At 68.9% G+C, this 26,720-nt stretch carries 28 protein-coding genes; 16 read left to right on the top strand and 12 right to left on the bottom strand.

Annotated features, from left to right (window positions below; genetic code table 11):
- Positions 1-3: 3 nt before the first annotated feature.
- The 5 genes from DXT68_RS13500 to DXT68_RS13480 form a co-directional block, all read right to left on the bottom strand.
- Positions 4-1,101 carry a FecCD family ABC transporter permease gene (locus DXT68_RS13500; RefSeq protein ID WP_052677693.1) on the bottom strand — a complete coding sequence of 366 codons (1,098 nt, stop codon included), beginning with the start codon at positions 1,099-1,101 and terminating at the stop codon, positions 4-6.
- Positions 1,098-2,171: a FecCD family ABC transporter permease gene (locus DXT68_RS13495; RefSeq protein WP_045253932.1), complete on the bottom strand. Its 1,074-nt coding sequence runs from the start codon at positions 2,169-2,171 to the stop codon at positions 1,098-1,100. Before DXT68_RS13495 ends, DXT68_RS13500 begins: the two co-directional genes overlap by 4 nt.
- Positions 2,172-2,179: 8 nt before the next feature.
- Entirely contained in the window at positions 2,180-3,247 is a 1,068-nt protein-coding gene (locus tag DXT68_RS13490) for an ABC transporter substrate-binding protein (protein ID WP_045253883.1), read from the bottom strand.
- 164 nt (positions 3,248-3,411) lie between these two features.
- The gene (locus DXT68_RS13485) at positions 3,412-4,254 is read right to left on the bottom strand and encodes a helix-turn-helix transcriptional regulator (protein ID WP_045253931.1); all 843 of its coding nucleotides are present in this window, start codon (positions 4,252-4,254) and stop codon (positions 3,412-3,414) included.
- A gap of 20 nt (positions 4,255-4,274) precedes the next feature.
- Positions 4,275-4,892 (bottom strand): TetR/AcrR family transcriptional regulator, encoded by a 618-nt coding sequence (locus DXT68_RS13480; protein ID WP_045253882.1) that lies wholly within the window; start codon positions 4,890-4,892, stop codon positions 4,275-4,277.
- A gap of 70 nt (positions 4,893-4,962) precedes the next feature.
- On the opposite strand from DXT68_RS13480, the gene DXT68_RS13475 reads away from it, so the two are divergent.
- Together DXT68_RS13475 and arfB are read left to right on the top strand one after the other, a co-directional pair.
- Positions 4,963-6,249, top strand: coding sequence for an MFS transporter (locus DXT68_RS13475; RefSeq protein ID WP_244268165.1), 1,287 nt, complete (start codon positions 4,963-4,965; stop codon positions 6,247-6,249).
- 24 nt (positions 6,250-6,273) lie between these two features.
- Positions 6,274-6,714: an alternative ribosome rescue aminoacyl-tRNA hydrolase ArfB gene (arfB, locus tag DXT68_RS13470; RefSeq protein ID WP_045253880.1), complete on the top strand. Its 441-nt coding sequence runs from the start codon at positions 6,274-6,276 to the stop codon at positions 6,712-6,714.
- A 9-nt stretch (positions 6,715-6,723) separates the two neighbouring features.
- On the opposite strand, the gene DXT68_RS13465 is transcribed toward arfB, so the two are convergent.
- Complete coding sequence (locus DXT68_RS13465) at positions 6,724-8,805, bottom strand: bifunctional lysylphosphatidylglycerol flippase/synthetase MprF (protein ID WP_045253930.1); 2,082 nt, start codon at positions 8,803-8,805, stop codon at positions 6,724-6,726.
- An 85-nt stretch (positions 8,806-8,890) separates the two neighbouring features.
- Here DXT68_RS13465 and DXT68_RS13460 point away from each other — a divergent pair, with 85 nt between their 5' ends.
- Positions 8,891-9,988 carry a PQQ-dependent sugar dehydrogenase gene (locus DXT68_RS13460; RefSeq protein WP_045253879.1) on the top strand — a complete coding sequence of 366 codons (1,098 nt, stop codon included), beginning with the start codon at positions 8,891-8,893 and terminating at the stop codon, positions 9,986-9,988.
- A gap of 22 nt (positions 9,989-10,010) precedes the next feature.
- Here the strand turns inward: DXT68_RS13460 and DXT68_RS13455 are convergent, their stop codons facing one another.
- Positions 10,011-10,991 carry an oxidoreductase gene (locus DXT68_RS13455; RefSeq protein ID WP_115760504.1) on the bottom strand — a complete coding sequence of 327 codons (981 nt, stop codon included), beginning with the start codon at positions 10,989-10,991 and terminating at the stop codon, positions 10,011-10,013.
- Between the two features lie 191 nt (positions 10,992-11,182).
- Here DXT68_RS13455 and DXT68_RS13450 point away from each other — a divergent pair, with 191 nt between their 5' ends.
- From DXT68_RS13450 to DXT68_RS13440, 3 genes are read left to right on the top strand one after another with little or no spacing between them, the layout of a single operon-like run.
- Complete coding sequence (locus tag DXT68_RS13450) at positions 11,183-11,551, top strand: PLD nuclease N-terminal domain-containing protein (RefSeq protein ID WP_045253878.1); 369 nt, start codon at positions 11,183-11,185, stop codon at positions 11,549-11,551.
- Positions 11,552-11,565: 14 nt separating this feature from the next.
- On the top strand, positions 11,566-13,224 hold the full coding sequence (gene menD / locus DXT68_RS13445) for a 2-succinyl-5-enolpyruvyl-6-hydroxy-3-cyclohexene-1-carboxylic-acid synthase (RefSeq protein WP_052677692.1): 1,659 nt from the start codon (positions 11,566-11,568) through the stop codon (positions 13,222-13,224).
- A gap of 42 nt (positions 13,225-13,266) precedes the next feature.
- Complete coding sequence (locus DXT68_RS13440; protein WP_045253876.1) at positions 13,267-14,109, top strand: polyphosphate kinase 2 family protein; 843 nt, start codon at positions 13,267-13,269, stop codon at positions 14,107-14,109.
- 115 nt (positions 14,110-14,224) lie between these two features.
- Here DXT68_RS13440 and DXT68_RS13435 read toward each other — a convergent pair whose 3' ends face one another.
- Positions 14,225-15,481 carry an isochorismate synthase gene (locus DXT68_RS13435; RefSeq protein WP_045253875.1) on the bottom strand — a complete coding sequence of 419 codons (1,257 nt, stop codon included), beginning with the start codon at positions 15,479-15,481 and terminating at the stop codon, positions 14,225-14,227.
- Between the two features lie 59 nt (positions 15,482-15,540).
- Here DXT68_RS13435 and DXT68_RS13430 point away from each other — a divergent pair, with 59 nt between their 5' ends.
- From DXT68_RS13430 to DXT68_RS13405, 6 genes are all read left to right on the top strand, one after another.
- Positions 15,541-16,104, top strand: coding sequence for a DUF402 domain-containing protein (locus tag DXT68_RS13430; RefSeq protein ID WP_045253874.1), 564 nt, complete (start codon positions 15,541-15,543; stop codon positions 16,102-16,104).
- 56 nt (positions 16,105-16,160) lie between these two features.
- Positions 16,161-16,820 (top strand): class I SAM-dependent methyltransferase, encoded by a 660-nt coding sequence (locus tag DXT68_RS13425; protein WP_244268170.1) that lies wholly within the window; start codon positions 16,161-16,163, stop codon positions 16,818-16,820.
- A 45-nt stretch (positions 16,821-16,865) separates the two neighbouring features.
- Positions 16,866-17,927, top strand: a complete 1,062-nt coding sequence (locus tag DXT68_RS13420; protein ID WP_045253872.1) for a polyprenyl synthetase family protein — start codon at positions 16,866-16,868, stop codon at positions 17,925-17,927.
- A gap of 55 nt (positions 17,928-17,982) precedes the next feature.
- A complete protein-coding gene (locus tag DXT68_RS13415) occupies positions 17,983-19,356 on the top strand; it encodes an FAD-dependent oxidoreductase (protein WP_045253871.1) in 1,374 nt (457 codons plus the stop codon).
- 62 nt (positions 19,357-19,418) lie between these two features.
- Positions 19,419-20,456, top strand: coding sequence for a hypothetical protein (locus DXT68_RS16985; protein WP_045253870.1), 1,038 nt, complete (start codon positions 19,419-19,421; stop codon positions 20,454-20,456).
- A 27-nt stretch (positions 20,457-20,483) separates the two neighbouring features.
- Positions 20,484-21,491, top strand: coding sequence for an alpha/beta hydrolase (locus DXT68_RS13405; RefSeq protein ID WP_045253869.1), 1,008 nt, complete (start codon positions 20,484-20,486; stop codon positions 21,489-21,491).
- A 43-nt stretch (positions 21,492-21,534) separates the two neighbouring features.
- Here DXT68_RS13405 and DXT68_RS13400 read toward each other — a convergent pair whose 3' ends face one another.
- From DXT68_RS13400 to DXT68_RS13390, 3 genes are all read right to left on the bottom strand, one after another.
- Complete coding sequence (locus tag DXT68_RS13400; protein ID WP_235564187.1) at positions 21,535-22,149, bottom strand: GntR family transcriptional regulator; 615 nt, start codon at positions 22,147-22,149, stop codon at positions 21,535-21,537.
- 767 nt (positions 22,150-22,916) lie between these two features.
- On the bottom strand, positions 22,917-23,549 hold the full coding sequence (locus DXT68_RS13395; RefSeq protein ID WP_045253867.1) for a hypothetical protein: 633 nt from the start codon (positions 23,547-23,549) through the stop codon (positions 22,917-22,919).
- Positions 23,550-23,686: 137 nt separating this feature from the next.
- Positions 23,687-23,971, bottom strand: a complete 285-nt coding sequence (locus tag DXT68_RS13390; protein WP_156149283.1) for a helix-turn-helix domain-containing protein — start codon at positions 23,969-23,971, stop codon at positions 23,687-23,689.
- A gap of 579 nt (positions 23,972-24,550) precedes the next feature.
- Here DXT68_RS13390 and DXT68_RS13385 point away from each other — a divergent pair.
- A complete protein-coding gene (locus DXT68_RS13385; protein WP_045253865.1) occupies positions 24,551-25,186 on the top strand; it encodes a hypothetical protein in 636 nt (211 codons plus the stop codon).
- 22 nt (positions 25,187-25,208) lie between these two features.
- Here the strand turns inward: DXT68_RS13385 and DXT68_RS13380 are convergent, their stop codons facing one another.
- Entirely contained in the window at positions 25,209-25,514 is a 306-nt protein-coding gene (locus DXT68_RS13380; protein ID WP_052677691.1) for a BRO-N domain-containing protein, read from the bottom strand.
- A gap of 33 nt (positions 25,515-25,547) precedes the next feature.
- Here DXT68_RS13380 and DXT68_RS13375 point away from each other — a divergent pair, with 33 nt between their 5' ends.
- The 3 genes from DXT68_RS13375 (at position 25,548) to DXT68_RS13370 (ending at position 26,607) form a co-directional block, all read left to right on the top strand.
- Complete coding sequence (locus tag DXT68_RS13375) at positions 25,548-25,871, top strand: hypothetical protein (protein WP_045253864.1); 324 nt, start codon at positions 25,548-25,550, stop codon at positions 25,869-25,871.
- 76 nt (positions 25,872-25,947) lie between these two features.
- The gene (locus DXT68_RS16980) at positions 25,948-26,112 is read left to right on the top strand and encodes a hypothetical protein (protein WP_156149282.1); all 165 of its coding nucleotides are present in this window, start codon (positions 25,948-25,950) and stop codon (positions 26,110-26,112) included.
- Positions 26,113-26,121: 9 nt separating this feature from the next.
- The gene (locus DXT68_RS13370; protein WP_052677690.1) at positions 26,122-26,607 is read left to right on the top strand and encodes a hypothetical protein; all 486 of its coding nucleotides are present in this window, start codon (positions 26,122-26,124) and stop codon (positions 26,605-26,607) included.
- Positions 26,608-26,720 lie beyond the last annotated feature (113 nt).

Below are 26,720 nucleotides of genomic sequence, written 5' to 3'. Positions count from 1 at the left end.
CTTTCAGGAGCGGCGCGCGTACTGGGCGGCCAGCAGCCAGGCGAGGTAGATCCCGCCGACCGATACGGTCACCACTCCCACCGGCACGGCGACGAGCTGGGCGAGGGTGTCCGAGACGACGACGAGTGCGGCACCCGTGAGCATCACGGGGACCGTGTCCATCGGCGTGTTCGATCGGGTGAGTCGCTGCGAGATCTGCGGTGCGGCGAGGGCGATGAACGAGATCGGACCCGCGGCGGCGGTGACGAGGGCCACCAGCGCCACCCCGAACACCATCGCGGAGAGCCTCGTGCGTCCGGGGCTCACGCCGAGGGCGGTGGCCGCATCATCGCCCATCTCGAGCACCGGCAGGGTGCGGTTCAGGGGCAGGGAGGCGAGGGCGACGACCGCGAAGACGATCGCGGCGGGAACCAGCTGGTCGAATCCGAGGGAGGCGAGGGAGCCGGCGCCCCAGGTCGCCGCCATCATGGCCTTCTCGACGCTGACCGAGATCAGGATCCAGGAGGTGAGCGACCCGAGGCCCGCGGAGACGCCGATGCCCACGATGATCAACCGGAACGACGACAGCGTGTTCCTGTGGGCGAGAACGTAGACGAGCAGAGCGGTGATCAGCCCGCCGACGAGAGCGCCGACCGCCTTGAACATGTAGGTGTTCAGCTCGAGCACGACCATCATCAGGGTCACGCCGAACTGGGCGCCGACGCCGAAGCCGATGATGTCGGGGGAGCCGAGCGGGTTGCGGGTGAGCGACTGGAAGATGCCGCCGGCCAGAGCGAGGGCCGCCCCGCAGAGCACCGCGAAGAGCACCCGCGGCAGCCGCCATTCGAAGACGACCTGGCGGATGTCGGGATCGGATGCCGGGTCGACGATCGCGCGGATGACCGAGGGGAAGTCGACCTCGTAGGCGCCGATCGTCATCGATGCGAGGCCCGCCGCGATGATCACCGCGACGAGGACGGCGCTCACTGCGACCGCGCGCACCGGGATGAGTGCCGCGACCCGCGAGGTCTCGATGCGGAGCAGCCGACGACTGTGATCGACAGGGGCGAGCTCGGGGGTCCGCAGGTCCGAAGACGGCGCGCGGCGCTGGTCGATGCTCACAGTCCGCTCACCCGCTTGCGACGCACGAGGATGATCAGGATCGGTGCGCCGAGCAGCGCTGTGACGATGCCGACGCGCAGTTCGCCGCTGGGCAGCACGATGCGGCCGAGGATGTCGGCGAGGAGCAGGAAGGCCGGACCGATGATCATCGAGTACGTGAGGACCCAGCGCTGATCGGGTCCGGTGAACCAGCGCACGACGTGCGGGATCATGAGGCCGACGAAGGCGATGGGGCCGGCGGCGGCGACGCTCGTGCCGGCGAGGACCGTCACGGCGATGATGACGAGCACGCGCGTCACGCGCACGCGTGCCCCGAGCGACTGCGCCAGGTCGTCGCCGAGTGCCAGGGCATTCAGCGACCGTGCGCACAGCAGTCCGATGACGAGCCCGGTCGCGATGAGCGGGGCCGCCCAGGCGAGCTGGTCGAGGGTGCGCCCGCCGATGGATCCGACTCCCCAGAAGCGCATGACCTGCAGCGTGCCGAGGTCGCGCAGCACGATCGCGGTCGTGAATCCGGTGAAGGCGGCGCCGAGCGCGACCCCCGCGAGTGTGAGCTTCATCGGCGTGGCGCCTGAGCGCCCGAACGAACCCAGCGCGTAGACGAGCATCGTCAGCACGAACGCGCCCAGCAGTGCGAAGGGCACGTAGGCGCCGGGGGTGGTGAGCCCGAGGATCCCGACGGCGAACGTGACGGCGAACGAGGCGCCCGCGTTCACCCCGAGGATGCCGGGGTCGGCCAGCGGGTTGCGGGTGAAGGCCTGGATCAGCCCGCCGCAGACGGCGAGGGCCGCTCCGACGACGATGCCGAGCAGCGTGCGGGGCACGCGCAGCTCCCGGACCATCAGATGCAGGGGGTCGTCATCGTCGTAGGCGAAGAGCGCGTGCAGGACCGTCGCCGGATCGATCGCACGGTTGCCGATCGCGAGCGAGGCGATGGCGGCGGCGCCCAGCACGATCACCGACACGATCAGTCCCGCCGCGAGCGTGCCGGTGCGGCGCGGGGAGCCGTCTGCACGACTCCCCGCGCCGGTGTTCGAGACGTCCGTGCCGTCTTCCGTCGCCAAGGACATCTCTCGGATCACTCGCCGGCGATCGTCGGCTCGCCCTGCAGCGCGGCGGCGAGGTCGTCGACGTACTTCGGCAGGATGTACTTCAGCGAGAGCACGGTCGGTGCGCTGATCGCCGATGCCTCCGCGGCGTCGGCGTAGATCACGTACGAGCCGGCCTCGATCGGCGCCCAGCGCGAGACGACCTTGTTCTCGACCGTGTACGTGCCTTCATCCGCACTGCCGCCCCATGCGGCGAACAGGTCGGCCTGCACGTCGTAGAGCTTCTCGAGGCTCACGCCGGTGTACCAGTTGTCGCCTTCGGCGCTGGCCAGGAAGCTGTCCATCGCCGACGTCGATGTGAAGCCGAGCGCCTCGGTGATGCGCACGCGCGGGTCGTACTCGAGGTAGACGCCGAGGTCGGTGCCGCCCTCGTTCAGGGTCAGGCCCCAGACGAAGGTCTTGTCGTCGAACTCGGGGTGCTCGTCGGCGAGCGTGGTGATCATGTCCTCGGTCTCGGCGATCAGCTCTTCGGCCTTCGCGTCCTCCGACATCGCCGCGCCGATCGTGCGGGTCATGTCCTCCCACGTGCTCGGGTCCCAGGCCCGCTCGATGTAGGGCACGGTCGGTGCGATCTCGGTCAGACGCTCGTACTCGACGTCGGTGACTCCCGAGTAGAGGCTCAGGATGAGGTCGGGCTTGAGCGCCTTGATCGCCTCGTAGTTCGGCCCGTCCTCCGTGAAGGGGATGATCTCGGGCGTCTCTCCGTACTCCTCGGTGACGAAGTCCTCGAACCAGGGCTGGTAGCCGCTCTCGTCGGCGCCCCAGACCTCTTCCATGCCGACCGGGCTCGTGCCGAGGGCGGCGACGATGTCGGGGGTCATCCAGCCGAGGGTCACGATGCGCTGCGGCTTCTCGGGGATGACCGTCTCGCCGTGGGCGTGCTCGATGACCACGGCATCGCCGGATGCCGAGGCGGAGGCGGATTCCGCGGTGTCGGCCGGTGTCGCGCACCCCGCGAGGGTGAGGGTCGCGGCCAGGGCGGCCGCGACGAGCGCGGCACCCCGGCGGGTCTTCGGGCGCGCAGAAGCGTGCGTCATGATTCTCCTTCAGAGAGAGGGGAGGGGCGTGCCGCGTCCACGCGGCGGAAAGTTAGGTAAGCATGCCCTAACACAACGATGCTAGAACGCGAGATGCCCGCTGAGTGTCGAGGGGCAGACGACTTGTGTCGCCGAAACGACAGTCCGGGGTCATCCCGGGAGCGTCACCGCCAGTACCGCTGATGAACCGGGTCGGCCTGCACGCGCGCCACATGCTGCCGCGGGGTCGAGCCGAACCGCTCTTTGAATGCCGCGGAGAAGGCGCTGGTCGTGGCGTATCCGCAGCGGTGCGCCGCGGCGCCGATGGGTGTGCCGTCGACGATCAGTCGTGCAGCCAGGGTCATCCGCACGCCGGTCCGCCATCGGCCGAAGGACATGCCGACGTCGTTCTGGAAGATGCGCAGGACGGTGCGCTCGTGAAGCCCGTGAGCGCCGAACAGATCCCGCGCACTGCGGGGGTCGCCCGGGTCGGCGAGCACGGCCTGCACCAGCGATCTCACCCGCTCGTCGGTCGGCATGGGCACCTCGCCCCAGCCGTCTGCGGTCTCTGTCGACGGGTGCTGCAGCATCTCGATGAGCACCGACTGGATGCGCACCCGCAGTGCGGTGGGCATGTCGTTCACTCCGAGGTGCAGCAGCATCTCCTGCACGGCTCGCGGCACCAGCACCTGCACGATGTCGTCGATGGGCGAGAGCAGCGACGCATCGGAGATGTAGGTGTAGCACCCGGTCGAGTCGCGCTCATGGCGAGCGGTGTGCGGCGTGCCTGCGGGAATCCAGATGCCCTGCCCGGGGGCGAGGCGCCACATGGCGTCCTGCAGCTGCACCCAGACCGTGCCGCGGTAGCACCAGGCGAGCATCGCATCGGGGTGTGCGTGCGGCGGTGCGAGCGGCCGGGTGTCGGTGTCCTCGCCGGTGACGACACCCGTGCCCATCAGGTACGGCTCTCGGATGGTCGACGGCTGCACCGGGCTCGCGGCCCACTCGTCCTGTCGATAGGAGTTCACTCTGCGCTCCGCGTCGGGCTCTATCGGGCGTCGCTCGCGGCGATCCGCGCCTCGACCGGGGCCCATCCGCTCTCGAGCACGCGGAACCCCGCATCGAGGATGCCGAGCTGGTCGTCGTTCTCGTTGACGAGCGGCTGCATCTGCAGGACGAAACGTGAGTACACCCGGATCTCCGGGGTCGGCGCCGTCAGTCCGAGCTCATCGGCGATCGCGGCGGCCAGGGCGTCCTCGTGCCGCAGCCACATCCGCGCCGCGTAGTCCCGCAGCGCCGGAGTGTCGTTGAGGAAGCGGAGGAAGATCCGCGCCACGTCGTTGCCGTGCTCGTCGATGTTCGCGCCCACCTCGGCCGTGTAGAAGTCGCGGATCGCCTGATTGATCGTCACGCCGGTCGCACGCTCGCGGACGGCGGAGACCAGTCGATCGCGTTGCTCGTCGTCCTCGTCGAAGACGAGCGCCTCCTTCTGCGGGAAGTGCGCGAACACGGTGGTGGGGGAGACGTCGGCGGCGTCGGCGACCTCGCGGATGCTGACGTTGTCGAAGCCGCGCTCGAGGAACATCATCGTGGCGACGTCGGAGATGTTCTTGCGGGTCGCTGCCTTCTTGCGTTCGCGGCGTCCGAGCGGCTCGGTATCGGTCATGCGTCCAGGGTATCGCGCACTCGTTCCACAACCGGCTTGACACCAAAACTGGTATTGATACAGTTACGGAGTGACTACACCTAAAATCTCGTCTCCACGCGGCGAAAAGCGCGCGTGGCTCATGCTCGTCGTGCTGACGATGCTGGCCGTCGTCGGTATGACCGTCGTGCTCCCCGTCCTGCCCTTCGTCGTCCTGCAGTACGTCTCGCACGAGGGCGACCTCGCGATCTGGGTCGGCGTGCTCGAGGCGATCAACGGCCTGTGCGCGTTCCTGGTCGCCCCGTTCCTCGGCCGGCTGTCCGATCGCTTCGGCCGCCGCCCCGTGATCATCGGCGCCGCATTCGGCGCCGCGTTCGCCATGACCCTGTTCGGCATCGGCGGCGCCATCTGGGTGCTCGTGCTCGCCCGGGTCATCCAGGGGCTCACCGCCGGCGACCTGCCCGCGCTGTTCGCGTATCTCGCCGACATCACCCCTCCCGAGAAGCGGGCTCAGCGTTTCGGTCTGCTCGGCGCCCTCTCGGGCATCGGCATGATGATCGGGCCGGCCATCGGCGGTCTGCTCGCCACCGTGAGTCTGCAGCTGCCGGTGTTCCTCACCGCCGCCGTCGGCCTCACCATCGCGATCCTCAGCATCTTCCTGCTGCCCGAGAGCCTCGCGCCCGAGAACCGCATCGCTCGGATCGCCGTGCGCGACATCCAGCCGTTCGGAGTCTTCAAGGAGGCCTTCGGGCGCAGGGAGCTGCGCGGCCTGATGATCGGCTTCGGCCTGCTGGCGCTGCCGTTCGGCTTCTTCGTCAACAACTTCAGCGTGCTGGCGCTGGATGCGGTGCAGTGGGGGCCGACGCAGATCGGTCTGCTCACGGCCGGCGTCGGCATCATCGACATCCTCATCCAGGGCCTGCTGCTCGGCATCCTGCTTCCTCGCATCGGCGAGCGCGGTGTGATCATCAGCGGCATCGTCGCGCAGGCGATCGGACTCACCGCCCTCGCGATCGTCGCCTCGATCTTCGCGCAGCCGTGGGTGTTCATCGTGGGCGCCCTCCTGCTCGCCGCGGGGCAGGGGGCGTCGACCGCGGCGATGGACGGCGCGATGTCGAATGCGGTCGGAGACGACGAGCAGGGATGGCTCGGTGGCGCGACGCAGTCGCTGAACGCGGCGATGGGCACGGTGGCGCCGCTGATCGCGGGCGCCCTCTACGTGACCGTGAGCCATGCCGCGCCGTACTGGCTCGGAGCCGCGCTCATGGTCGTCGCCGTGGTCGTGGTCGCCCGCGCGCACATCGTGGACACCGCGAAGCGCCGGCCTGTCGACGGCGATGCTGTCATGCCGACGGAGCTCGCGCGCGTGAACAACTGACCGGACGGGAGGGATGATGGAAGCATGCCGTCATCCCACCGTCCAGGGCTCCGGGTCTCGTCAGGTCTGACGATCCCTGAATCCGAGCTGTCGTGGCGTTTCTCGCGGTCGTCCGGCCCGGGCGGTCAGGGCGTGAACACCGCGGACTCCCGCGTCGAGCTGGTGTGGGATGCGGGGGCGAGCGCATCGCTCACCCCCTACCAGCGCGAGCGACTTCTCGACCGGCTGAGCGGTCGCCTGGTGAACGGGGTGCTGACGATCGCCGCCTCCGAGCACCGGGCCCAGCTGCGCAACCGCGATGCCGCCCGCGAGCGGCTCGTGGTGCTCGTCGCCGATGCGCTGCGCCCGCCCGCCCCGCAGCGCCGTGCGACGAAGCCGAGCCGGGGCTCCAAGGAGCGGCGCCTGACCGCGAAGAAGCAGCGCACCGGCGTCAAGAACCTGCGCAAGCCCCCGCGAGACGGGTGACCGCGGGGGTCAGTCCTTGTCGTCGCCGGTGCCGCGCACCAGCTCGAGCCCTGCGCCGGCGAACTGGCGCAGAGTCGCATCGGGCAGGAATGCTCGGGTGAGGCCGCGGCCGATCGCAGCGAGGTCGACCTCGTCGCGATACAGCAGGTACATGGTCTCGTAGCGCGGGTGGAACTTCTGCTTGAAGCGGTGCAGCGAGCCGAAGCCGTACACGGGTTCGAGCGCCTCGGCCAGACGGTCGCTGAGAGCCGCGATCATGCCCGCGTCCGGCGGATAGTCGTGGGCGAGCGGGGCACCCGAGAGCGACATGATCTCGGCGCCCTCCTCCGAGAACTGCCGCGCCGACGACCCGATCAGGTACTCCATCACAGGGCCGAAGCCGCCCTCGCGGCGGCGCATGAGATCGAGCGTCCATCCGCGCACGGCACCGCCCTCGCCGTACACCGGCAGCCACGACAGGAACCCGTCGACGTCGCCGTTCGGTGCGAGGGCGAGTGCGAGGCGCACCGCGGGATCCTCCGCCTCATCGAGCGTGCCGAGGGTGAACCGCATCTCCGGGAGGTCCTTGTCGCCGACCCAGGCCTCGGAGATCGCCCGCAGCTGCTGCTGCACGCCCCACGACTCGGCCTTGAGGTGCGTCATCCGGAACGTCATCTCATCGCGGCCCGCCCTGTTCAGCGAGGTCCGCACGGAGTTCCAGCGCTTGCCGGTGAACTCCAGGCCGGGCAGATCGACGATCGTGTCGTCGGCGACCACCATGCTGCGCCAGGTCGGGGGTACCGCCCTGCGGGTGGCGTCGTCGGCGCTGAAGAAGCACGGCACGAGCCCGGCGTTCTCGGCCGCACGGATGAAGGAGGCGACGGCCCCGGCGCGCGCCTGCGCCGGGCCGATCGGATCCGCGAGCGCGAGGGCGACCCCGGCCCGACGCTGATAGGCGACAAGCCCGCCGGGGACGCGGGCGTAGCTGTTGCCCTCCCACGTCGACATCCACGACAGGGTGCCGCCGCCGTGCTCCCGCAGCGCCGCCTTCACCTCGTCGACGGTCGGAGCGGGCTGCGTCCCCAGCAGCGATCTCCGCTTCGCGCGGAACGCCCGACGCACCGCGACCAGATACGCGAGCATGATCACCCAGAGCACGGCGTTCGCGAGAGCGAGCTCGGTGTCGCCGTCCCAGCGCAGGTCGATGTCAGCCTGCGAGAACACCGTGATGAGCACGAGCACGAGGGCTCCGACCAGGATGTTGAAGAGCCCGAGCAGCATCACGAGCACCCACGCCCAGCGTCGCCCGCGGCGCAGGCCGGTGACCAGCACCATGATCACGACGAGGTCGAGCGCGAGGTCGATGAATCCGCCCGACGCGGGATCGGTCTGACCGAACGGACCGTCGGTGGCCACCAGGGTGGTGATGATCTCGACCGCGCCGAGGATCAGCAGGGAGACGACGGCGACGAGGCGCTGCTCCCGCACGGTCGTGCGCTGGACGCGCAGGGTGCGGTCGGCGAACAGGATCAGCAGCACTGCGAGCAGGTGCTCGAGGTCGGCGACCTTGCCCCAGAACAGCATCGAGATGAACACGAACCCCAGCAGCACGAGCCAGCCCCGCACCCGCCACGGCGGGCGGAAGAGTCCCACAGCGGCGGCGATGCACGCCATCGTCCCGCCGGATGCTCCGACGTCGAGCGCCTGCGCCTGGGTGGCGGCCCACGCCCAGGGCAGCTGCGAGGCGAGCAGCAGCACGAGGGCGGTCCCGAACATCGCGAACAGCTGGCCGATCCAGTAGTAGGCGAGAGCGACCCGGCTGCCCCGGCGGAACTCGAGGTACGCCATGCCCCAGAAGCCCGAGATGGTGAAGAGATAGACCCAGGGGGCGTTGACGAAGAACGTCCCGGTCAGCGGCGTCCACCACTTGCCGGCGAGGAAGTTCGGCAGCCCGTAGGCCACGCTCTCGAACAACGGGGTGCTCTCGAAGGGGCGCCACAGTCCCTGCCAGGCCACGCCGACGAGGAGGATCAGCAGCACCATCGTCAGGGTCGCCGGGATCCGCCTCACCACGGCGAGCACGGGATGCGCGGCGGATCGCGTCTCGGTCATGCGCTCAGCGTACCGACGGCCGCGGTGCGGTGACAGCATCCGATCCGACCTGTCGCCGGCCGCCGCCACCGCGTTGAATGGAGTCATGCCCCTGCATCCTGTGGACACCTCGCCGCACTCGCCGACCTCCGGACACCGTCGAGCGTCGGCGCTCGCCGCCGCATCCGTGTCGGCGGTCCTGCTGCTGACGGCCTGCACGTCGGAGTCGGCGACGGAGACCGCACCGGCCTCGGCGCCGGCCCCCGAGTCGTTCACCGAGGGGCTCGAGGCACCCTGGTCGATCGCCTTCCACGGCGAGGTCGCGCTGGTGAGCGAGCGCGACAGCGGGCGGGTTCTCGAGATCGCCGACGACGGCACGGCGCGCGAGGTGGCCGTGATCGACGGCGTCTCGGCGCGGGGCGAGGGAGGTCTGCTGGGGCTGGCCGTGCACGAGGACCAGCTCTTCACCTACATCACCGCGGCGGACGAGAACCGTGTCGAGCGGCGGGACATCCGCGGTGAGCCGGGTGACCTGTCCCTCGGGCTGCCGACGACGGTGATCGACGGCATCCCCGCCGCGGGCAACCACAACGGCGGGCGCCTCGGATTCGGACCCGACGGGATGCTGTACATCACGACCGGGGATGCGGGAGATCGCGATGCGGCCCAGGATCTCGACGCGCTCGCGGGCAAGATCCTGCGGCTCACGCCAGAGGGAGAGGTGCCGGACGACAACCCGTTCGACGGGTCGCCGGTATACAGCTACGGGCACCGCAATCCGCAGGGGATCGCGTGGGATGCCGACGGGGCGATGTACGCGAGCGAATTCGGACAGGACACCTGGGACGAACTCAACGTGATCGAACCAGGGGGCAACTACGGCTGGCCCGAGGCCGAGGGGATCGCCGGAGACGACGACTACATCGACCCCGTGCAGCAGTGGGCGCCGGACTCGGCGAGTCCGAGCGGGATCGCGGTCACCGGATCCGACATCGTCATCGCCAACCTGCGGGGCGAACGCCTGCGGCTCGTGCCGCTCGACGACCTGAGCCGCAGCACCGAGCAGTACGTCGGCGAGTTCGGCCGCCTGCGCGACATCGTCGTCGGCGAGGGCGGCACGTTCTGGATGCTCACCGCCAACACCGACGGCCGCGGGAGTCCGGCGCAGGGCGACGACCGCATCCTCCGGCTGGGCAGGGATTGAGTCGCCACCCCGACCGTCGTTCTCAGGCGAACGCGTCGATGCCGGTCGCCGCCACCGACAGCGCCCACAGGCGCTCGGCGGCATCCGTGTCGATCGCCCACTCCTTCACACCGCCGGTGGTCATGTCGGTGTGATCCGCCGGCACGATGCCCTTGATCGCGCAGTCCTCGCAGTACGCGCCGCTGCGGGAGACGAGCTCCGTCGCGGTCGCCGCCCACAGCCCGGTCGACGCGCCCTGGGCGGGGGTCTTGAACCGCGGGTTGGGTGTGCCGTCGGCGTCGATCCAGCCGCGCGAGAGCAGCTCCTCGCGCGGTACGTGCCGCTGCAGCTCGGTCATGATGCCGCCCGGGTGCACGGAGAACGCGAGGATGCCGCGGTCGGCGCCCCGACGCGCCAGCCCGACCGCGAACAGCGCGTTCGCGGACTTCGACTGCCCGTAGGCGATCCAGGGGTCATAGGGCGTCGTCTCGAAGTCGAGGTCGTCGAAGCGCACCGGCGAGCGGTAGTGGCCCCCCGAGGAATACGAGATGACCCGCGCGCGGTCCGTCAGCAGATCGGCCACACCGCCCACGAGGGCGAAGTGACCCAGGTGGTTGGTGCCGAACTGCGACTCGAAGCCCTGAGCGGTGTGCTCGAAGGGCGTCGCCATGATCCCGGCCACGTCGAGCACCAGATCGATGGGCCGGCCGTCGCGCCGAACAGACTCCGTGAACGCGGCGACCGAGTCGAGGTCGCCCAGGTCGGCCGCGCGCACCTCGGTGCCACCGACCCCGTCGAGGGCCTGTCGAGCAGCGTCGGGACGACGCGCCGGGACGATCACGTGCACACCGGCGTCCGACAGGGCGCGCACCGTCTCGAGGCCCAGCCCGGAATACCCGCCGCTGACGATCGCCGTGCGGCCGGAGAGGTCGATGCCGGCGATCACCTCGGCCGCAGTGGAGCGGTAGCCGAACTCCGAGTCGAGCGGCTGCTGGCGGGCGATCATGTCGAGGGGATCTGTCATGAGACGACCGTACGCCTGTGTGCTCGCTGCGGGCTGTGCGGCTCTCAGCGTCGTCCGCCGAGCCGCCGTCCGCCGAGCCGTCGTCCGCCGAGCCGTCGTCCGGACTGCGCGATCTCACGATCCGGCATCGGTGAGGGCGAGGACCGGGGCAGGGCAGAGCCGCCGCCCGTATGCCCGCCTAGACTGAAGGGGTGGCGAGACTGTTGATCGTGGGCGGGTTCCTGGCAGCCATCTTCTGGGTGTACAGCATCGTCGACTGCGCCGTCCAGCCGCAGACACGGCACCGTGGCGTGAGCAAGGGCATCTGGATCGCGATCGTGGCCCTGGTCCCGGTGATCGGCGGCATCCTGTGGTTCACGCTCGGCCGACGCCGCGCGAACGACGACGGCGGCGCCATCCGCATCGTCGCTCCGGATGATGACCCCCAGTTCCTCCGCAGCATCAGCAAGAGCGAGCAGGATGCCCGCATCCGCCGTCTCGAGGAGGAGCTCGCGCGGCTCGACGACGAGACCGACGACGGCCCCGCATCGGACAGCACGGCGCCGGACGCGCGTCCGTGACCTCGTCGCCTGCCATGGACGCGGCCGCGTCCCTCATCGCCGAGCTCATCGGCCACGGAGTGCGCGACCTCGTGCTCTCGCCAGGCTCCCGATCGCAGGCGCTCGCGCTCGCCGCGGTGCGCGCCGCCAACGACGGACACCTGCGTCTGCACGTGCGCATCGACGAGCGGGTGGCGGGGTTCACCGCCCTCGGGCTCTCCCGCGAGACGGGGGTGCCCGCCGCCGTCCTGTGCACCTCGGGCACGGCCGTCGCGAATCTGCTGCCCGCGACCATGGAGGCGTTCCACTCGGGCGTGCCGCTGCTGCTGCTCACGGCCGACCGCCCGCCGGAGCTGCGGGGCGTCGGCGCGAATCAGGCGACTCTCCAACCGGGGATGTTCGCCGCCTGGGCGCGGGAGCAGATCGATGCCCCGGTGCCGGGCCGCGGCGACGGTGACGGCGACTGGTCGGGACTCGCGGCGCATGCCGTCGCGGTCGCGATGGGAGCGGATGCCGCGCACGGCCTCCCCGGCGTCGCCGGCCCCGTGCACCTGAACCTGCCCGCGCGCGAGCCCCTCTCGGGAGAGCAGCCGTCACTCGAGATCACACCGGGCGAGGCCCCGCGTCCTCCGCGGGCCGAACCGCTCGTCCTCGAGCGGGGTCCTCGTACCGTCGTCATCGCCGGTGCCGACGCGGGGCCCGATGCCGAGGAGCTGGCGCACGCCGGATCCTGGCCGCTCATCGCCGAGATCGTCAGCGGCACCCGCTTCGGACGTCAGGTCGTGCACGGGTACCGCGCGCTGCTGAGCGACGCCGAGCTCGGCGGCCGCATCGAGCGCGCGGTGGTCTTCGGGCACCCGACCCTGAGCCGCGAGGTCGTGCGGCTGCTGGCGCGGAACGATATCGAGGCGATCGCCGTGCGTCGCGGCGGGGAAGACCTCGACCTCAACGGGCGCACGACGGCGACGGCCTCGGTGGCGGTGGCCCCGGGATCGGCGGATCGCGAGTGGCTGGGCGCCTGGCTCGCGGCATCCGCACGGCGCGCCGTCGACCTCAGCGAGCGCGCCCCCGATCAGCAGGGACTCGCCTCGGCCGACCCCGGGGCGCGTCGTGAGGCGGTCGCGGCGGAGCTCGCCGCCGTGCGGCGTCCGCTCGATCGCGAGCTCCTCGTCGACGCGGTCTGGCGCGCGACCTGGCCGCACGACCGGCTGATGTTCGGATCGTCGCGGCTCGTGCGCGTGGCCGACGCGGTGCTGGGCGGCAAGAAGGTGCCGGTGCACGCCAACCGCGGTCTCGCCGGGATCGACGGCACCATCGCGACGGCGACGGGCATCGCGCTCGCCAGCCAGGCCGGCGGTGCACCCGGGGTGACGCGCGTGCTGCTCGGCGACCTCGCCTTCCTGCACGATGTCGGTGCGCTGCTGCTTCCGCCGGACGAAGACGAACCCCGACTGCAGGTGATCGTCGGCAACGACGGGGGAGGCACGATCTTCGACGGGCTGGAGGTCGCGGCGACGGCCGATCGGGCCGATCTCGACCGGGCCTTCTACACGCCCCACACGGTGCGACTCGAGAACCTCGCCCTCGCCTACGGCTGGGAGTATCAGCGGATCACCACGCGCACGGCTCTCGATCAGGCCCTCACCACCCCCGCCGGCGGACGGCAGCTGATCGAAGTGCCGCTCGCGCGCTGAACTCGCCGCGACAGCCCTCGTCCGCGGTGGCAGGATGAACGCATGACAGCGCATGAGTGGGCGAAGGCCCTGCAGGTCGGCGACGGATTCCGTCTCGCAGACGTCGATCCGCGGAGCACCCCGGGGTATCGCGGCGGCAAGGCCGACGGCAGGCGGGACCTCGCGGCGGGGCTCGAGGAGCTCAACACCCTGCAGGAGCGGCTCTTCGCCGAGAGTCGTGTGGGGGTGGCCGAAGACTCCGTGCTGCTGATCCTGCAGGCGATGGACTCCGCGGGCAAGGGCGGGATCGTGCGTCACGTCGTCGGCGGTGTCGATCCGCAGGGTGTCGCGCTCACGGCGTTCAAGGCGCCGACGCCCGAGGAGCTGCAGCACGACTTCCTCTGGCGCATCTCGACGCGGCTGCCCGAGCCCGGGTTCATCGGCGTCTTCGACCGGTCGCATTACGAGGACGTCCTGATCGGGCGCGTGCGCTCGCTCGCTCCCGCCGCCGAGATCGAGCGACGATATGACGCGATCAACGACTTCGAGGCCCAGGTCGCCGCCTCCGGGACACGCATCGTCAAGGTGATGCTCCACATCTCGCCCGAGGAGCAGAAGTCCCGACTCATGGAGCGACTGGAACGGCCGGACAAGCACTGGAAGTACAACCCCGGCGACGTCGACGAGCGACTGCTGTGGGACGACTACATGGCGGCGTATCAGACGGTGTTCGACCGCACGTCGACCGACGTCGCGCCGTGGCACGTCATCCCGGCCGACCACAAGTGGTTCGCCCGCCTCGCCGTGCAGGAGCTGCTTCTCGACGCGCTGCAGCGGATCGATCCGCAGTGGCCGGCCGCGGACTTCGACGTCGAGGCCGAGAAGAAGCGCCTCGCCGCGAGCTGACTCCTCGCGGAGCGTTCACGATTCAGCATGGGCGGCGTCAGGGCGGCCGCGACGGTCACTCCGGGGCCTCCGCTGCGGCATCCCTGCTGAATCGTGAACGCGTCGGGGAGAGGAATCAGGCGAGGGCGTCGACCAGGGGGCGGAACTTGACCCGCGTCTCCAGCAGCTCGGACTCGGGATCGGAGCCCGCGACGATCCCGGCACCCGCATAGGCGGTGACGTCGATGCGGTCATCGCCGGGAGTGAACTGCGCGCAGCGCAGCGCGATCGCCCACTCGCCGTTGCCGGCGGCGTCGACCCAGCCGACCGGACCGGCATAGCGCCCGCGGTCGAACGGCTCGAGCTCGCGGATCGCCGCGATCGCCGCGGTGGTCGGCGTGCCCGCGACCGCCGCCGTGGGATGCAGGGCGCCGACGAGGTCGAGCGACGAGCCGCCGTCGGCGAGCTCTCCCTCGACGTCGGTCGCCAGGTGGAACAGGTTCGGCAGCTTCAGCAGGAAGGGCTGCTCGCTCGCCGCGAGAGCCCGGGTGTGCGGGCGCAGCGACGCGAGCACGCTCTGCACGGCGTACTGATGCTCGTCGAGGTCCTTCGTGCTGGACGCCAGATGAGCGGATGCCGCGGTGTCGGCGTCCGCATCGGCGCCGCGGCCGATGGTTCCGGCCAGCACCCGTGCCGTCACGGTTCGCTGCTGCACGGTGACGAGGGTCTCGGGGCTCGCTCCGATCAGCCCGTCGACGGCGAAGGCCCACGTGTCGGGGTATCCGGTCGACAGCGCCCGCACGAGGCGCCGCAGATCGGAACCCGCCGGGATGCTGCCGGTGAGGTCGCGCGCGAGCACCACCTTGCTGAGCTCGCCGCCCGCGATGCGCCCGAGGGCCTGACGCACGGAATCCTGATAGCCCTGCGGGCTCTGGGCGCCGGGCCCCACGGTTCCCGCCCAGTGCGGTCCGTACTCGTGCGTCGCGGCGCCTTCCGCCGCACCGGCGGGCGAAGAGGAGAGGCGAATGCGAGTGATCCAGGTGCGCCCGCTGTGACGCCCGATCACGAGCGAGGGGACGATCAGCACGCTGTCGGCGGCGGAGTCCTCGTCGAACGTCAGTGCTCCGAACGCGACGAGTCCGGAGCCGGGGAGCCCGAGTTCGTCGTCGATCTCGGCGTCCTGTGCGAGCTCGCGCCAGGCGTCGGCGATCGCGGCCGATCGCAGCGGCGCCGCGCCTGCCGGCACCCGGACGGTGTCGACGACCACGTCGCCCACGGCGACGATCCCGTCTCCGCGCCGGAGCCACGCGAGGGGCCGCGCCGGGTCGGCGAACGCCAGGAGATCCTCGACCGGATCGATCTCACGGGTCTCCACGACCAGCCTGCTGCTCACCCCTCCAGCCTAGTTCTTCGCCCAGGGGAAAGGTCGGGGGCGCGGCCTACGCTGAGCGCATGAGCGATGCGCGACCCGCCCCCGGTGCCGAGATGATCTTCCAGTGGCGCAAGTGGGACGGCTCCCCGCACTGGCGGCACGAGTGCGTGTACCTCGGCGCCGACGAGTGGGGCGACTGGATCGGACAGCCGGTGGGGTGGCGAAGCGCGCGTCCTGGCGCGTCGTTCGTCGCCGAGGGGCCGAACGTCACACTCGTCCCGCGCCGGACCGACTTCGCCCTGACCGTGACTCGCGATCACCCGAAGGGCATGCGCATCTACATCGATCTCGGATGGGAGGTGCGCTGGACCGACGATCCGCTGCTGGCGACCGGCATCGACATGGACCTCGACGTCGTGCGCGTCGAGGGGGAGCGGGGCACCTGGGTCGACGACCGCGACGAGTGGGCCGAGCACAGTGCGCGGTACGGGTACCCGGCCGAGGTCGTGACCCGGCTCGAAGACCTCGCGCTCGAGCTGGAGCAGCAGGTGCTCGCGCGCGTCGCGCCGTATGACGATGCCACGGCAGATCGCTGGCTCGACCGCCTCGAGGGCCTCGCCCTCGCGCCTAGACTGGACCCGTGACCCCGAACGAAGCAAACCGCGCCGATCTCGGCAAGGACCCCGCCCGCGTCAGCGGCATGTTCGACCAGGTCGCCGCAGGTTACGACCGCACGAACACGGCGATGACGGTCGGCAACGACGTGCTCTGGCGCGCGGCCACGACCCGCGCCGTGGCGCCGAAGCCGGGGGAGAAGATCCTCGACCTCGGGGCGGGCACGGCATCGTCGTCGGCCTCTCTCGCCCGCAGCGGTGCACAGGTCGTCGCGGCCGACTTCTCGCCGGGCATGCTCGCCGAGGGCCAGCGCCGTCACGGCAGCATCCGCAATCTCTCGTTCGTGCAGGCGGATGCCACAGACCTCCCGTTCGCCGACGCCGAGTTCGACGCGGTCACGATGTCGTACGCGCTGCGCAACGTGAACGATCCGAAGAAGGCGCTCCGCGAGCTCCTGCGTGTCACCAAGCCGGGCGGTCGCCTGGTGATCAACGAGTTCTCCACGCCGCCGGGTTCGGTGTTCCGTGCCGCCTACCGCTTCTACAACTCGCAGGTGCTCCCGCGCGTGGCCCGGGTCGCCGGCACCAACGGCGACGCCTACGACTATCTGAACGAGTCGATCCGCGACTGGCCCGATCAGAAGAAGCTCGCGGCGTGGATCCGCGAAGCCGGCTGGTCCGAGGTCGAGTACCGCAACCTCTCGTTCGGGATCGTCGCCCTGCACCGGGCGTTCAAGCCCGCGTGAACACCGGGCGCGGACCCGCACCCCTGACGAAGGTAGGCTGAGATCGTGACTTCGAGCCGCGTTGCCCCGGGTTCGCGACTGGCGAGCCGTCTCGGCTTCAGCGACCGTGTCTTCATCGGCACGGCCGGACGCCGCGTCGCCCAGGCGATCGAGGAGGGGCTCGAGCGGGTCGAGACCGGCCTCGCCGACGACGTGCGCGTCGCCGACCCGCTGGCCGATGCCGCCAGCCGCTACCTCTACGAGGCCGGAGGCAAGCGCATCCGGCCCGTGCTGACGCTTCTCGCGGCGCAGCTGGGCGACGGCAACATCGACGCCGTGATCGATGTGGCGAAGGCCCTCGAGATCACCCACCTCGGCTCGCTGTACCACGACGATGTGATGGACGGCGCCGACCGCCGCCGGGGCGTGCCCGCCGCGCAGACCGTGTGGGGCAACAACATCGCCATCCTCACCGGCGACATCCTGTTCTCCCGCGCGAGTCAGCTGATGTCGCGTCTCGGTGAGCGCGCGATCCGGCTGCAGGCCGACACCTTCGAGCGGCTCGTGCTCGGACAGATGCACGAGACCCTCGGTGCGCAGCCCGGCGACGATCCGATCGAGTTCTACCTGCAGGTGCTCGCCGACAAGACCGGCTCCCTGATCGCCGCGGCGACGCAGGGCGGCGTCATCTTCTCCAACGCCTCGTCCGCATACGAGGAGCCGCTGCGCGTGTACGGCGAGAAGATCGGCGTCGCATTCCAGCTGCTCGACGACGTGATCGATCTGTCCGCCAAACCCGAGGACACGGGCAAGGTGCCGGGCACCGACCTGCGCGCCGGCGTGCCGACGATGCCGTACCTGCTGCTGAAGGCCGAGACCGACGACGCGTCGATCGACCTCGCCGCCCGTATCGACGACGGCGTCGCGCGCATCGCCGACGGCGCAGATCCGTCGATCCTCGACGGGCCTCTCGCCGAGCTGCGCGACCACGTCGGAACCAGCAAGACTCGCGCGCTCGCGCACTCCTGGACGAAGGATGCGATCGCCGCCCTCACCGCGCTCCCGCGCGGCACGGTGCGCGAGGCGCTCACCCGTTTCGCAGAGACCCTCGTCGAACGCTCCAGCTGAGGCGCCGCGGCCGCGGCCGCGCACTCCGGACGTGACGGCATACGAAAGGACCCTTATGACCAAGCTCAGACTGGCCATCGTCGGAGCGGGCCCCGCCGGCATCTACGCCGCCGACATCCTGCTGAAGGCCGAGCGCAAGTTCGACGTCTCGATCGACCTGTTCGAGCAGCTCCCCGCACCCTACGGTCTCGTGCGGTACGGAGTGGCCCCCGACCACCCGCGCATCAAGGGCATCATCACGGCTCTGCGCGACGTGCTCGATCGTGGCGACATCCGGCTGTTCGGCAACGTCCGGTTCGGCGAGGACGTCACCATCGACGACCTGAAGAAGCACTACAACGCGGTCATCTTCGCCACCGGTGCGATCCGCGACACCGAGCTCGACATCCCCGGCATCGATGCGATCGCCTCGTACGGAGCAGCCGACTACGTCAGCTGGTTCGACGGCCACCCCGACGTCCCCCGCGAGTGGCCGCTCGATGCGGCATCCGTCGGAGTGCTCGGCAACGGCAACGTGGCACTCGACGTCGCCCGGATGCTGGCGAAGCACGCCGAGGACCTGCTGGTCACCGAGGTCCCCGAGAACGTGTACCAGGGGCTGAAGGCCAGCGAGGTCACCGATGTCCACGTGTTCGGCCGCCGTGGTCCCGCGCAGGTCAAGTTCACCCCACTCGAGCTGCGCGAGCTCGGCGAGCTGCGTGACGTCGACATGGTGGTCTACGACGAGGACTTCGACTACGACGAGGCCTCGAAGGACGCCGTCGCCAGCAACAAGCAGGTGATGGTCATCGACCGCGTCCTGCAGTCATGGCGCAAGAGGGATTCCGTCAACAATGCCGGAGGCACCGCCTCGCGCCGGCTGCACCTGCACTTCTGGGCGCGGCCCGTGGAGGTGCGCACCGACGAGGCCGGTCGCGTCGCCGCCCTCGTCTACGAGCGCACCCGCCCCGACGGCCAGGGCGGAGCGGTCGGAACCGGCGAGATGCGCGAAGTGCCGCTGCAGGCCCTGTACCGTGCGATCGGCTACTTCGGTTCGCCGCTGCCCGGGGTGCCCTTCGACAAGAAGCACGGCGTGATCCCGAACCGCGAGGGACAGGTGCTCGCCAAGGACTCCAACCAGCAGATGACGGGCATCTACGCCACCGGCTGGATCAAGCGCGGCCCGGTGGGCCTGATCGGCCACACGAAGTCCGACGCGATGGAGACCGTTCGCCACATCATCAACGACCAGGGCTCCTGGTGGCACCCGGAGGACCCGTCCGAAGAGGCGATCCCCGCTCTGCTTCGGGAACGCGGTGTGAAGTGGACGGATCTCGACGGCTGGCACCGGCTCGACGAGCACGAGGTCGCCCTCGGCGCACCGCACGAGCGCGCCCGCGTCAAGGTCGTGCCGCGCGACGAGATGGTGCGCGTCTCCCGCGGCGAGTGACCGTCATCTGATCGTTGTCGGCACCTCGCGTGTCGGGGCGAGGGCGTCTTTAGGCTGGACGCATGCGACTGCGTTCCTTCCTCGTGCTCGGCACGGCCGCTCTGCTTCTGATCTCCGGATGCACGGCGGCGCCGACTCCGACGCCGCGGCCGTCGGGATCGCCGTCGGCATCGGAGACGACCACGCCCACACCCGAGCCGATCGTCGAGCCGGAGGCCGCGTTCGACGTGACGTGCGACGACGTCGCCGCCGAGATGAGAGACCTCGTGGGGGAGCCGTCCAGCCCCGTCGAGCCCGCGCTGTCTGTGGTGTCGACGATGAGCTGGATCCCCGGGCCCGCCCAGTACATGTTCCAGCGTGCGGGCGGCATCGCGTGCTCTGCGGGCGACGCGGGGCGTTATTGGGAGGTGACGATCCTCCCCGATGCCGAGGCAGCGATCGCCGGTGCGACCGAACGGGAGGGCTACTGGGGTGAAAGAGGCGGGTGCGGCGAGGGCAGCTGCGAGTTCGAGTTCCCCGACGGCGACGTGCTGCTCTCCGCGAGCGTGACGGACCCGGGGCTCGACGACGGCGACACTGCGCGCGCGGAGGAGGCGATGCGTCGACTCGCGTCGTCTGCGGCCGCGAGCAGCAGCGAGGTCGAGTACATCGCCAGCGACATCATCGGTGTCCCGTGTGAGCGGTTCATCAGCGAGCAGGAACTGAGCGGAATCGTCGGTGCAGACGCTGTCCTCTTCACCGATTTCGGCGGGTGGGGGATTCCCGCCGAGGTCTATCACTACGTGAACGGCTCTCGGATCTGCTACTACACCTCGGCGACCGGCGACCTGGGGGACATCTCCAGTCACCTGAGGATCACGACGCTCCCGGCGGGGGCATGGGCGTTCGAGAAACTCGACGGTGCCCCGGTCGACGTCGAGGGGGCGGACGCCGCGAAGGCGAGTTCTGGCGAATACGGCGAGAGCATCCTCGACGTGCGGCTGGGCATCGACTGGATCCGATTCGTCACGTTCGATAACGGGGCCGGCGCGGCGGATCCGTCTCCTCTGGCGACGGCGGCCGTGCGCAACCTGACGGTCGGGCCCACGGCTCCGCAGTAGACGTGGACGTTCGGCTAGCCTGGCGGCATGGCTGAGTGGAGACCGGACGTCCTCGGAGACGAGTTCGAGCAGCTCGCACTCGAACTCGGCGAGGACGACGAGGGGCCCGTCTCCGCGACCCTGGTGCGGAGTCTGCCGCCGGAGCAGCGCTGGTGGGATCAGGTCCGCGGGCACCGTCGACGGCTGGAGGACGTCGACGTGCTGTACATCCACGGCTGGTCCGACTATTTCTTCCAGAAGCGTCTCGCGCGGTTCTGGACCACGCGCGGGGCGCGCTTCTTCGCGCTCGATCTGCGCAAATACGGACGCAGCCTGCGCGACGGTCAGACGCCGGGCTACATCGCCGACCTCGCCACGTACGACGAGGACATCGGGGCCGCACTGGCGGCGATGGGGCGAGGGGCCGACGGGGCTGCCTCCTCGCGACGGCTGGTGCTCTTCGGACACTCCACCGGTGGCCTGGTCCTCAGCCTCTGGGCGTCACGGCATCCCGACACCGTGGATGCCGTGATCTTGAACAGCCCGTGGCTCGAGTTCCAGGTCGCCTCCGTGCGCCCGCTGATCGCGACGGTGGCGGAGCTCCAGGCACGCTGGGCCCCGAGGGAGGTCGCGCCGCAGGTCGATCTGGGTTTCTACACGCGCGCGCAGCAGGAGGTCGCCGACCCCGATGACCCGGTCGAGGTCAATCCGCTGTGGCGCCCGGCGCAGTCCATGGCCGTTCACGCCGGATGGTTCCATGCGATTCTGACCGGGCACGCCGCGGTGGCGGCGGGGTTGGCGATCGACGCCCCTGTCTGCGTCATGCTGTCGTCGCGGTCCGCGCGGCCGACGCGCTGGTCCGACGACCTCACCCGCGCAGATTCCGTGCTCGTGGTCGATGACATCGCGCGGGCTGCGCTGAAGCTCGGCCCTTCGGTCACCGTGGAGCGCATCGAGGGAGCGCTCCACGACATCTTCCTGTCCCGCCGGGAGGCGAGAGAAGAAGCGTACGGTCGCCTCGATCGGTGGGTCGGCGGCTGGTCGTCGGCTCACTGAGCTCCGCCGGCCAGCCGACCCGCCGGTCATACGATGGATGTATTCAGACGTAGTGCATCTGCCTGGCGAACTGCTCTGCGGCGTCGGCATCCGCGCGCAGCACCGCCTCGCGGAAGTCCCGGTACACCTGCACCATGCGCTCGCGATCGTCCTCGGGCACGATCCAGCCGCGGAGGTTGCGGAACAGTGCCATGCTCGCGGCGTTGGTCATCGTCTGGTGCTGCAGGTTGCGGCTGTGCTCGGTGAGGAAGGAGAAGACCGCCCACCGCGTCCGCGAGATCTCCTCGCCGTCATCCAGGGCGGTGTGCATCTCCCCGATCAGGTCCGCGAGATGCTCGCGGTCCGGACGGCTCATCCGGGCGACCCCCATACGCGCCCCCGCGCCGGCCAGATACCCGGCGAACTCGAGGGTCTGCTGCACCGTCTCGGGCGTCACCTCGGTGACCTCGGTGTATCTGCTCGGGTACATGATCACGAGGCCGAGACGCTCGAGTCGCTGCAGTGCCTCTCGCACCGGTGTCCGCGACACGTGCAGTTCCGCGGCCACCTCGATATCGCGGATGCGGTGCCCCGGCTGCAGCACCCCCTCGATGATCTGCGCCCCGATGTGCTGGAAGACCTCCTCCGCCAGCAGCTGTTTGCTCCCTCGAGTACTCATCATCGAACTGTTGCTGGTCATGGATCGCCCCCAGTTGCTTCCCAGATCCGGGCCCCCATGATGTGCCCGGACGGCAACTACATCATGAAGTCGAGCGCGATGCCAACAATCCACAGGGTGATTTTCATCACCCTGATCATGCGCCGCGATGCCGCTTCCTGACTGGGATCTCCGGGTCGCGGACCATGGTCGGCGGGCGCGTCGGCACCCGCCGGTCACCGTCGGCCGTGACTATATATCGGAATGGAATCGCGGCCGCGTGTCCGACGAAGGGGCGGATGTCGCGCATCTGCCCCTTTCGTCCTTCGGCCCTCGGCGGTAGTTGATGAATCGCGTTCAGGGTGGTGGGGGATGCTGGCAGGTCGCGGGGCTCCCTTGATTCCGCGGGCGGGCCGGTGGCCGTTGTTGGCTAACCGTTTCGGTTTGTGGGAATTTTGCGCACTCTCTGCGGACTAGCCTGCGAGTCATGACGCACGCAAGCGAGGGTCTACCTGATCACGCACCGACCAATGTCCGCCACGGGCCGGTTCTCACTACCAAGCAGGCGGCGGACTATGTCGGCCTCAAGCCGCACACTCTGCAGGTCATGAGTGGAACGGAACTGGGCCGGTCGTGTTCACGCAAGGGCGCCTGAATGTCTACTACCCGGCCGACCTCGATGCCTGGCTCAACACCCGGCTGCGCGAAGGATAGGCGGCGATGCCGCCCCGGCTGGCTGCACTGGGCCGGAGGTAGACCGAGCTCGTCTTAGCGTCGACTCTGGAGGCTCACTCCTCTTCGATCGACAGCTGTATGTCGTAGATTGACAGGTCTCTGATCGCATGGATGAGTGCTCGCGAGATGCCGTTGGATGCGACTGCGCCGGGGCCTTTAAACGGCTCCAGACGTGCGGCGGCGGCTTCGAATCCGTGATCTGCGAGAGCCTTGGATAGAGCCGCCCGCAACTCTCTGTCCAGATCGTGCGTCTCAAGCGCTCGGCGACGTTCCTCAATCTGCACGCGGAGCAACTCAGTCTCGGCTTCGGTCTTCTCCGCGTTCGCGTTGCGCTCACGAACCTCCGCAGTATGGAACCCGCCCATCGACAGCTGAAGGTTCGCGGACTCTGTCATCTCCCGGACTACCTTCGCGAGCGACAAGAGGATACCGGTGATCCCCCCGGATATCGACAGGATCAATACCCAATCGGAACCATACTGCGCGCGGACCAACCTTGCCTCGGGCAGACGCGGGGCTACAACCGCATCGAACATGAGCGGATTGATCGCCCAGCTAGCCCCGCGATGCAGAGCTCTGATCATGTCGACAAGGTCCCCGTACTCGGTCAACGACAAGTCATCAGGGAGCTTCCGAGTCGCCACTAGGTGCGCCTCTTCGGTGCGGTTGAGGGTCGCCACATTCATGCGCTCAACCTAGCGTGTGACCGGATGATGGGCGACGCGTGGGCGAACAGCCGTCTTATGCTCTTCGGAGTTGCAGGGGTTAGCTGCCACGACGAGAAGGTGCTCCGCAAGCTCGACCAGACACTCCTCTCGGTTGGTCACGACAGTCGTTCCTTTAGCCAGGCGTCGAGGTCGGCCGGATAGCAGGCGTTCAGGCGGCCGTGTTTGAGGACGACGGAGCCTTCGCCCGCGTGTTTCAGCAGGCGCATCGTCTGCGGCCTGAGTCCGACGTACTCAGCGGCCTGTTTTGTCGTGAGTACGGGGTCAGTCCGTCCATCTATGGGGCTCATGCAGGTCGTCTGCCTGACCATGATGAAGACACGAGAGCAAGCACTTAGAGAATTCGGGTTGGTGATCGCTGAGTGGTGGGCGGTGGCGAGCATACTCCCGCCTCGCGAAGTAGCTGAGAAAGCTTGGTCCCTCGGGCATCCGCTGAGCCTCGATGAGCTTACCGAGCGCGTCAGTCGCTTCAAGCACGGAAGTCTGCCAGCTCTTGATCCGTCAAGCACCAGCCAAGACTCGTTCCCAGGCACTGCGCGACCTTGGCCTCGTGATCGCAGAAATCGCGGAGAAAGCAGCACCCCTCTCACCGCGAGCTGCCGCTGAGCGTGCCTGGCACCCGGTCCACCCTCTCACCGTGGACGAGATGCAGGGGGTGGTAGCGGTGGACCGGGCCGGCGTCAGCACCCGGCGCGGACTCGGTCGCCGCCTACGCTGGCTGGCATGGCTGACATCAGCGTCGGAGTGCAGCCGCAATGCCCGAACGATGACGTCGTGATGTGCGACGTCGTCGGGGTTGGGCATGCCCTGAGTGCGGCCACCTGCATCAAACGCAGGACGTCGAGATGCCACCGGCAATTGATGGTCCCGACGTTCACGACTGCTGGCGTAGCTGACCGGCCACAAGCCGGCTGGTTCATAGGCCAGACGTGCATCAGGTCACCCCAGATAGAGTGCGGAGCGTGACCTGCGACCCCAACACCCTCCGATGCCAGATTGAGCGCATCGCCAACGAGCTCTCAGCCTTCGACTTGGAAGGTGTTCTCGCTACGTTCGCGGCGACTCTTGTCGGTGCTGGCCTCGCCGGGCTCGCGGCGTGGTTAGTATTCCGGGGCGAAAGCAACGAGCGATATGAGCAAGGGCTGACGGATGCAGTCGAGGCGCTATCCACAGCGATGACTCGCACGGCACGCGATTTCGTCGCCTGGAAAGCGCGACTGATAGAGCACTTCGCTGCCCAAGAAACCGCACAGAAACCTTCGGAGGCGCCGGAGGAACCTGACCGAGTGGCACTCGATGTTGGCCTCGATATGCTCATCGCCCGGGCGCGCAAGGATGATCGGGTGATTGCGATACAGATCAGGGAGGTGGCGTACCAGTTGTCGTTCGTCGAGGACGCGAAGTGGGCAAACGCTGAGTACGCAACACTCCGAAGAGTGATCGTCGCGTGGCGCGCTGGCCGCCGCTCGGACAAGGTTACGAGAGCGAACTTGGCGATCGTGAATGAGCGGCGGAAGCTTAAGAAAGCGAACCCTGCCATCAAGCCTGAGAATCTCCCGAAGGCGCCAGAAACGCACGAAGCACCTGTTATTGGATAGAGCATCATGCTGCGGGCCGTCTCTATCGTGCCGAGCCAGTGCGGCGGATACTCGGGAGCACCTCGTGCATCACCCAGCGCTTGAACGCGCGGGCCTCCGGCTTATCTGACCGCAGCACGACCTGGTACATGCCGGACTCGTTCACGATCGTCACCGACTGGATGCCGCCGCGGGTGTCCAGCGGGCGGACACCCTTCTCGTCCTCGTCGAGGCACGCCGCAACGTTGTACGGGTTCACGATGTCGAGCACGGCGCAGATGTCAGCGAGTACGAACGACGGCTCGTCGTCGACGGTGACCGTGCAAACCGTCTGGTCGTCGGCGTACACTCGACAGGTCTCGGCCGGAGAAAGGCATCGGCCATGTCCAGACTCTCCGCCGATACGCTCCTGAGCATCGAGCTCGGAGCGATCCGCTCCCGCAACCGGTACACCACCGACCTGGCCCCGGTCGTCGAGCAGCTGCTCGCCACCGCGGGCGACCGCGTCGAGGTGCTGCGCGAAGCGGTCGGCTCGTGGATCGGGTTCTACGAGGGCGCCTACACGATCACCCTTGCGACCACGCTACGCGACCTCCCCGGCCTCGAGCCGTGGATCGCCGTCGGCGCCGCCCGGCGCGCACAAGCCGATCATCGTACACTGGAGGCGCACACGGGCGTATCCTGGCCGCGCCGGACATCGCGGTAGTCGGACCGCCACGTGCGACGGGAGACGCGCTCTCTACCCCCTGCCCTGCTCTGCGGCACGGTGTTAACCTTGTTCCATGAACGAGACGCAGAAGCGCGAGGTGGAGCACGAGATCGTGCAGATCGTCGCGCGCGCTCGAGACGAGGGCTGGTACGAAGACAATCCCGGGTGGGCTCGGCTAGATCAGAGCCTTATTGCCCTCGGATACGCTCCACGGCACGCGGAGGCGATGAGCCGCTAGAGTCGCCATGTGATTGGTGAGCTGACTACGGAGATCAAACGAGCGCTAGACGCCGAACTATGGACTGTCGCCCTCGCGTCAGCCTTGGCCTTGCCCGATATCTGTGGAGCGCTCGCGTCTGATAACGGCGAGTCGACAGGTCTACGTTACAGAGCCTGGTTCGAGGACAATCTCGGTCACCGCTACCGGTGGCTCCTCCCAGAGGATGTCTGGAAATTGCGCTGCAGCGTCCTCCACCAGGGACGCTCACGGGCGAAGCAGTACTCACGCATCGTCTTCACCATTCCGGGCGTGGTAACGGCCCACAACAATCTGATGGGTGACGTCCTGAATCTCGACATCCGAGAGTTTTCCATGGACATAGTCACCGCTGCGCGTAAGTGGTACGTCGCGCACCTTAGCGACCCCAACGTCAAACGGAATCGCGAGTCGATGATGCAGTGGCACAAAGATGGCCTCGCACCCTACTTCGTAGGCGTTCCTGTGCTCAGCTAGACGCATAAACGCGCCAAGACCCCCACCGGGCCCGAAGGCTAGATGGGGATCTTCGGGACTGCTTTGATGTCGGATGCCGCTCGTAAGCTGGCCGATACCCGTGCGCTGGGTGC

This window comes from Microbacterium foliorum, assembly GCF_003367705.1.
GTDB classification, from domain to species: Bacteria; Actinomycetota; Actinomycetes; order Actinomycetales; family Microbacteriaceae; genus Microbacterium; species Microbacterium foliorum.
The sequence above is the reverse complement of the archived record's forward strand: the minus strand, read 5'-3'. Positions and strand labels throughout refer to the sequence as shown.

Bases quoted from the DNA above. Each gene is read 5' to 3' on its own strand.
- DXT68_RS13495 (WP_045253932.1), bottom strand. From the start codon at position 2,171: ATGTCCTTGGCGACGGAAGACGGCACGGACGTCTCGAACACCGGCGCG.
- DXT68_RS13490 (WP_045253883.1), bottom strand. From the start codon at position 3,247: ATGACGCACGCTTCTGCGCGCCCGAAGACCCGCCGGGGTGCCGCGCTC.
- DXT68_RS13480 (WP_045253882.1), bottom strand. From the start codon at position 4,892: ATGACCGATACCGAGCCGCTCGGACGCCGCGAACGCAAGAAGGCAGCG.
- arfB (WP_045253880.1), top strand. From the start codon at position 6,274: ATGCCGTCATCCCACCGTCCAGGGCTCCGGGTCTCGTCAGGTCTGACG.
- DXT68_RS13465 (WP_045253930.1), bottom strand. From the start codon at position 8,805: ATGACCGAGACGCGATCCGCCGCGCATCCCGTGCTCGCCGTGGTGAGG.
- DXT68_RS13460 (WP_045253879.1), top strand. From the start codon at position 8,891: ATGCCCCTGCATCCTGTGGACACCTCGCCGCACTCGCCGACCTCCGGA.
- DXT68_RS13455 (WP_115760504.1), bottom strand. From the start codon at position 10,991: ATGACAGATCCCCTCGACATGATCGCCCGCCAGCAGCCGCTCGACTCG.
- menD (WP_052677692.1), top strand. From the start codon at position 11,566: ATGGACGCGGCCGCGTCCCTCATCGCCGAGCTCATCGGCCACGGAGTG.
- DXT68_RS13440 (WP_045253876.1), top strand. From the start codon at position 13,267: ATGACAGCGCATGAGTGGGCGAAGGCCCTGCAGGTCGGCGACGGATTC.
- DXT68_RS13430 (WP_045253874.1), top strand. From the start codon at position 15,541: ATGAGCGATGCGCGACCCGCCCCCGGTGCCGAGATGATCTTCCAGTGG.
- DXT68_RS13425 (WP_244268170.1), top strand. From the start codon at position 16,161: ATGTTCGACCAGGTCGCCGCAGGTTACGACCGCACGAACACGGCGATG.
- DXT68_RS13415 (WP_045253871.1), top strand. From the start codon at position 17,983: ATGACCAAGCTCAGACTGGCCATCGTCGGAGCGGGCCCCGCCGGCATC.
- DXT68_RS16985 (WP_045253870.1), top strand. From the start codon at position 19,419: ATGCGACTGCGTTCCTTCCTCGTGCTCGGCACGGCCGCTCTGCTTCTG.
- DXT68_RS13405 (WP_045253869.1), top strand. From the start codon at position 20,484: ATGGCTGAGTGGAGACCGGACGTCCTCGGAGACGAGTTCGAGCAGCTC.
- DXT68_RS13400 (WP_235564187.1), bottom strand. From the start codon at position 22,149: ATGAGTACTCGAGGGAGCAAACAGCTGCTGGCGGAGGAGGTCTTCCAG.
- DXT68_RS13395 (WP_045253867.1), bottom strand. From the start codon at position 23,549: ATGAATGTGGCGACCCTCAACCGCACCGAAGAGGCGCACCTAGTGGCG.
- DXT68_RS13390 (WP_156149283.1), bottom strand. From the start codon at position 23,971: ATGCTCGCCACCGCCCACCACTCAGCGATCACCAACCCGAATTCTCTA.
- DXT68_RS13375 (WP_045253864.1), top strand. From the start codon at position 25,548: ATGTCCAGACTCTCCGCCGATACGCTCCTGAGCATCGAGCTCGGAGCG.
- DXT68_RS16980 (WP_156149282.1), top strand. From the start codon at position 25,948: ATGAACGAGACGCAGAAGCGCGAGGTGGAGCACGAGATCGTGCAGATC.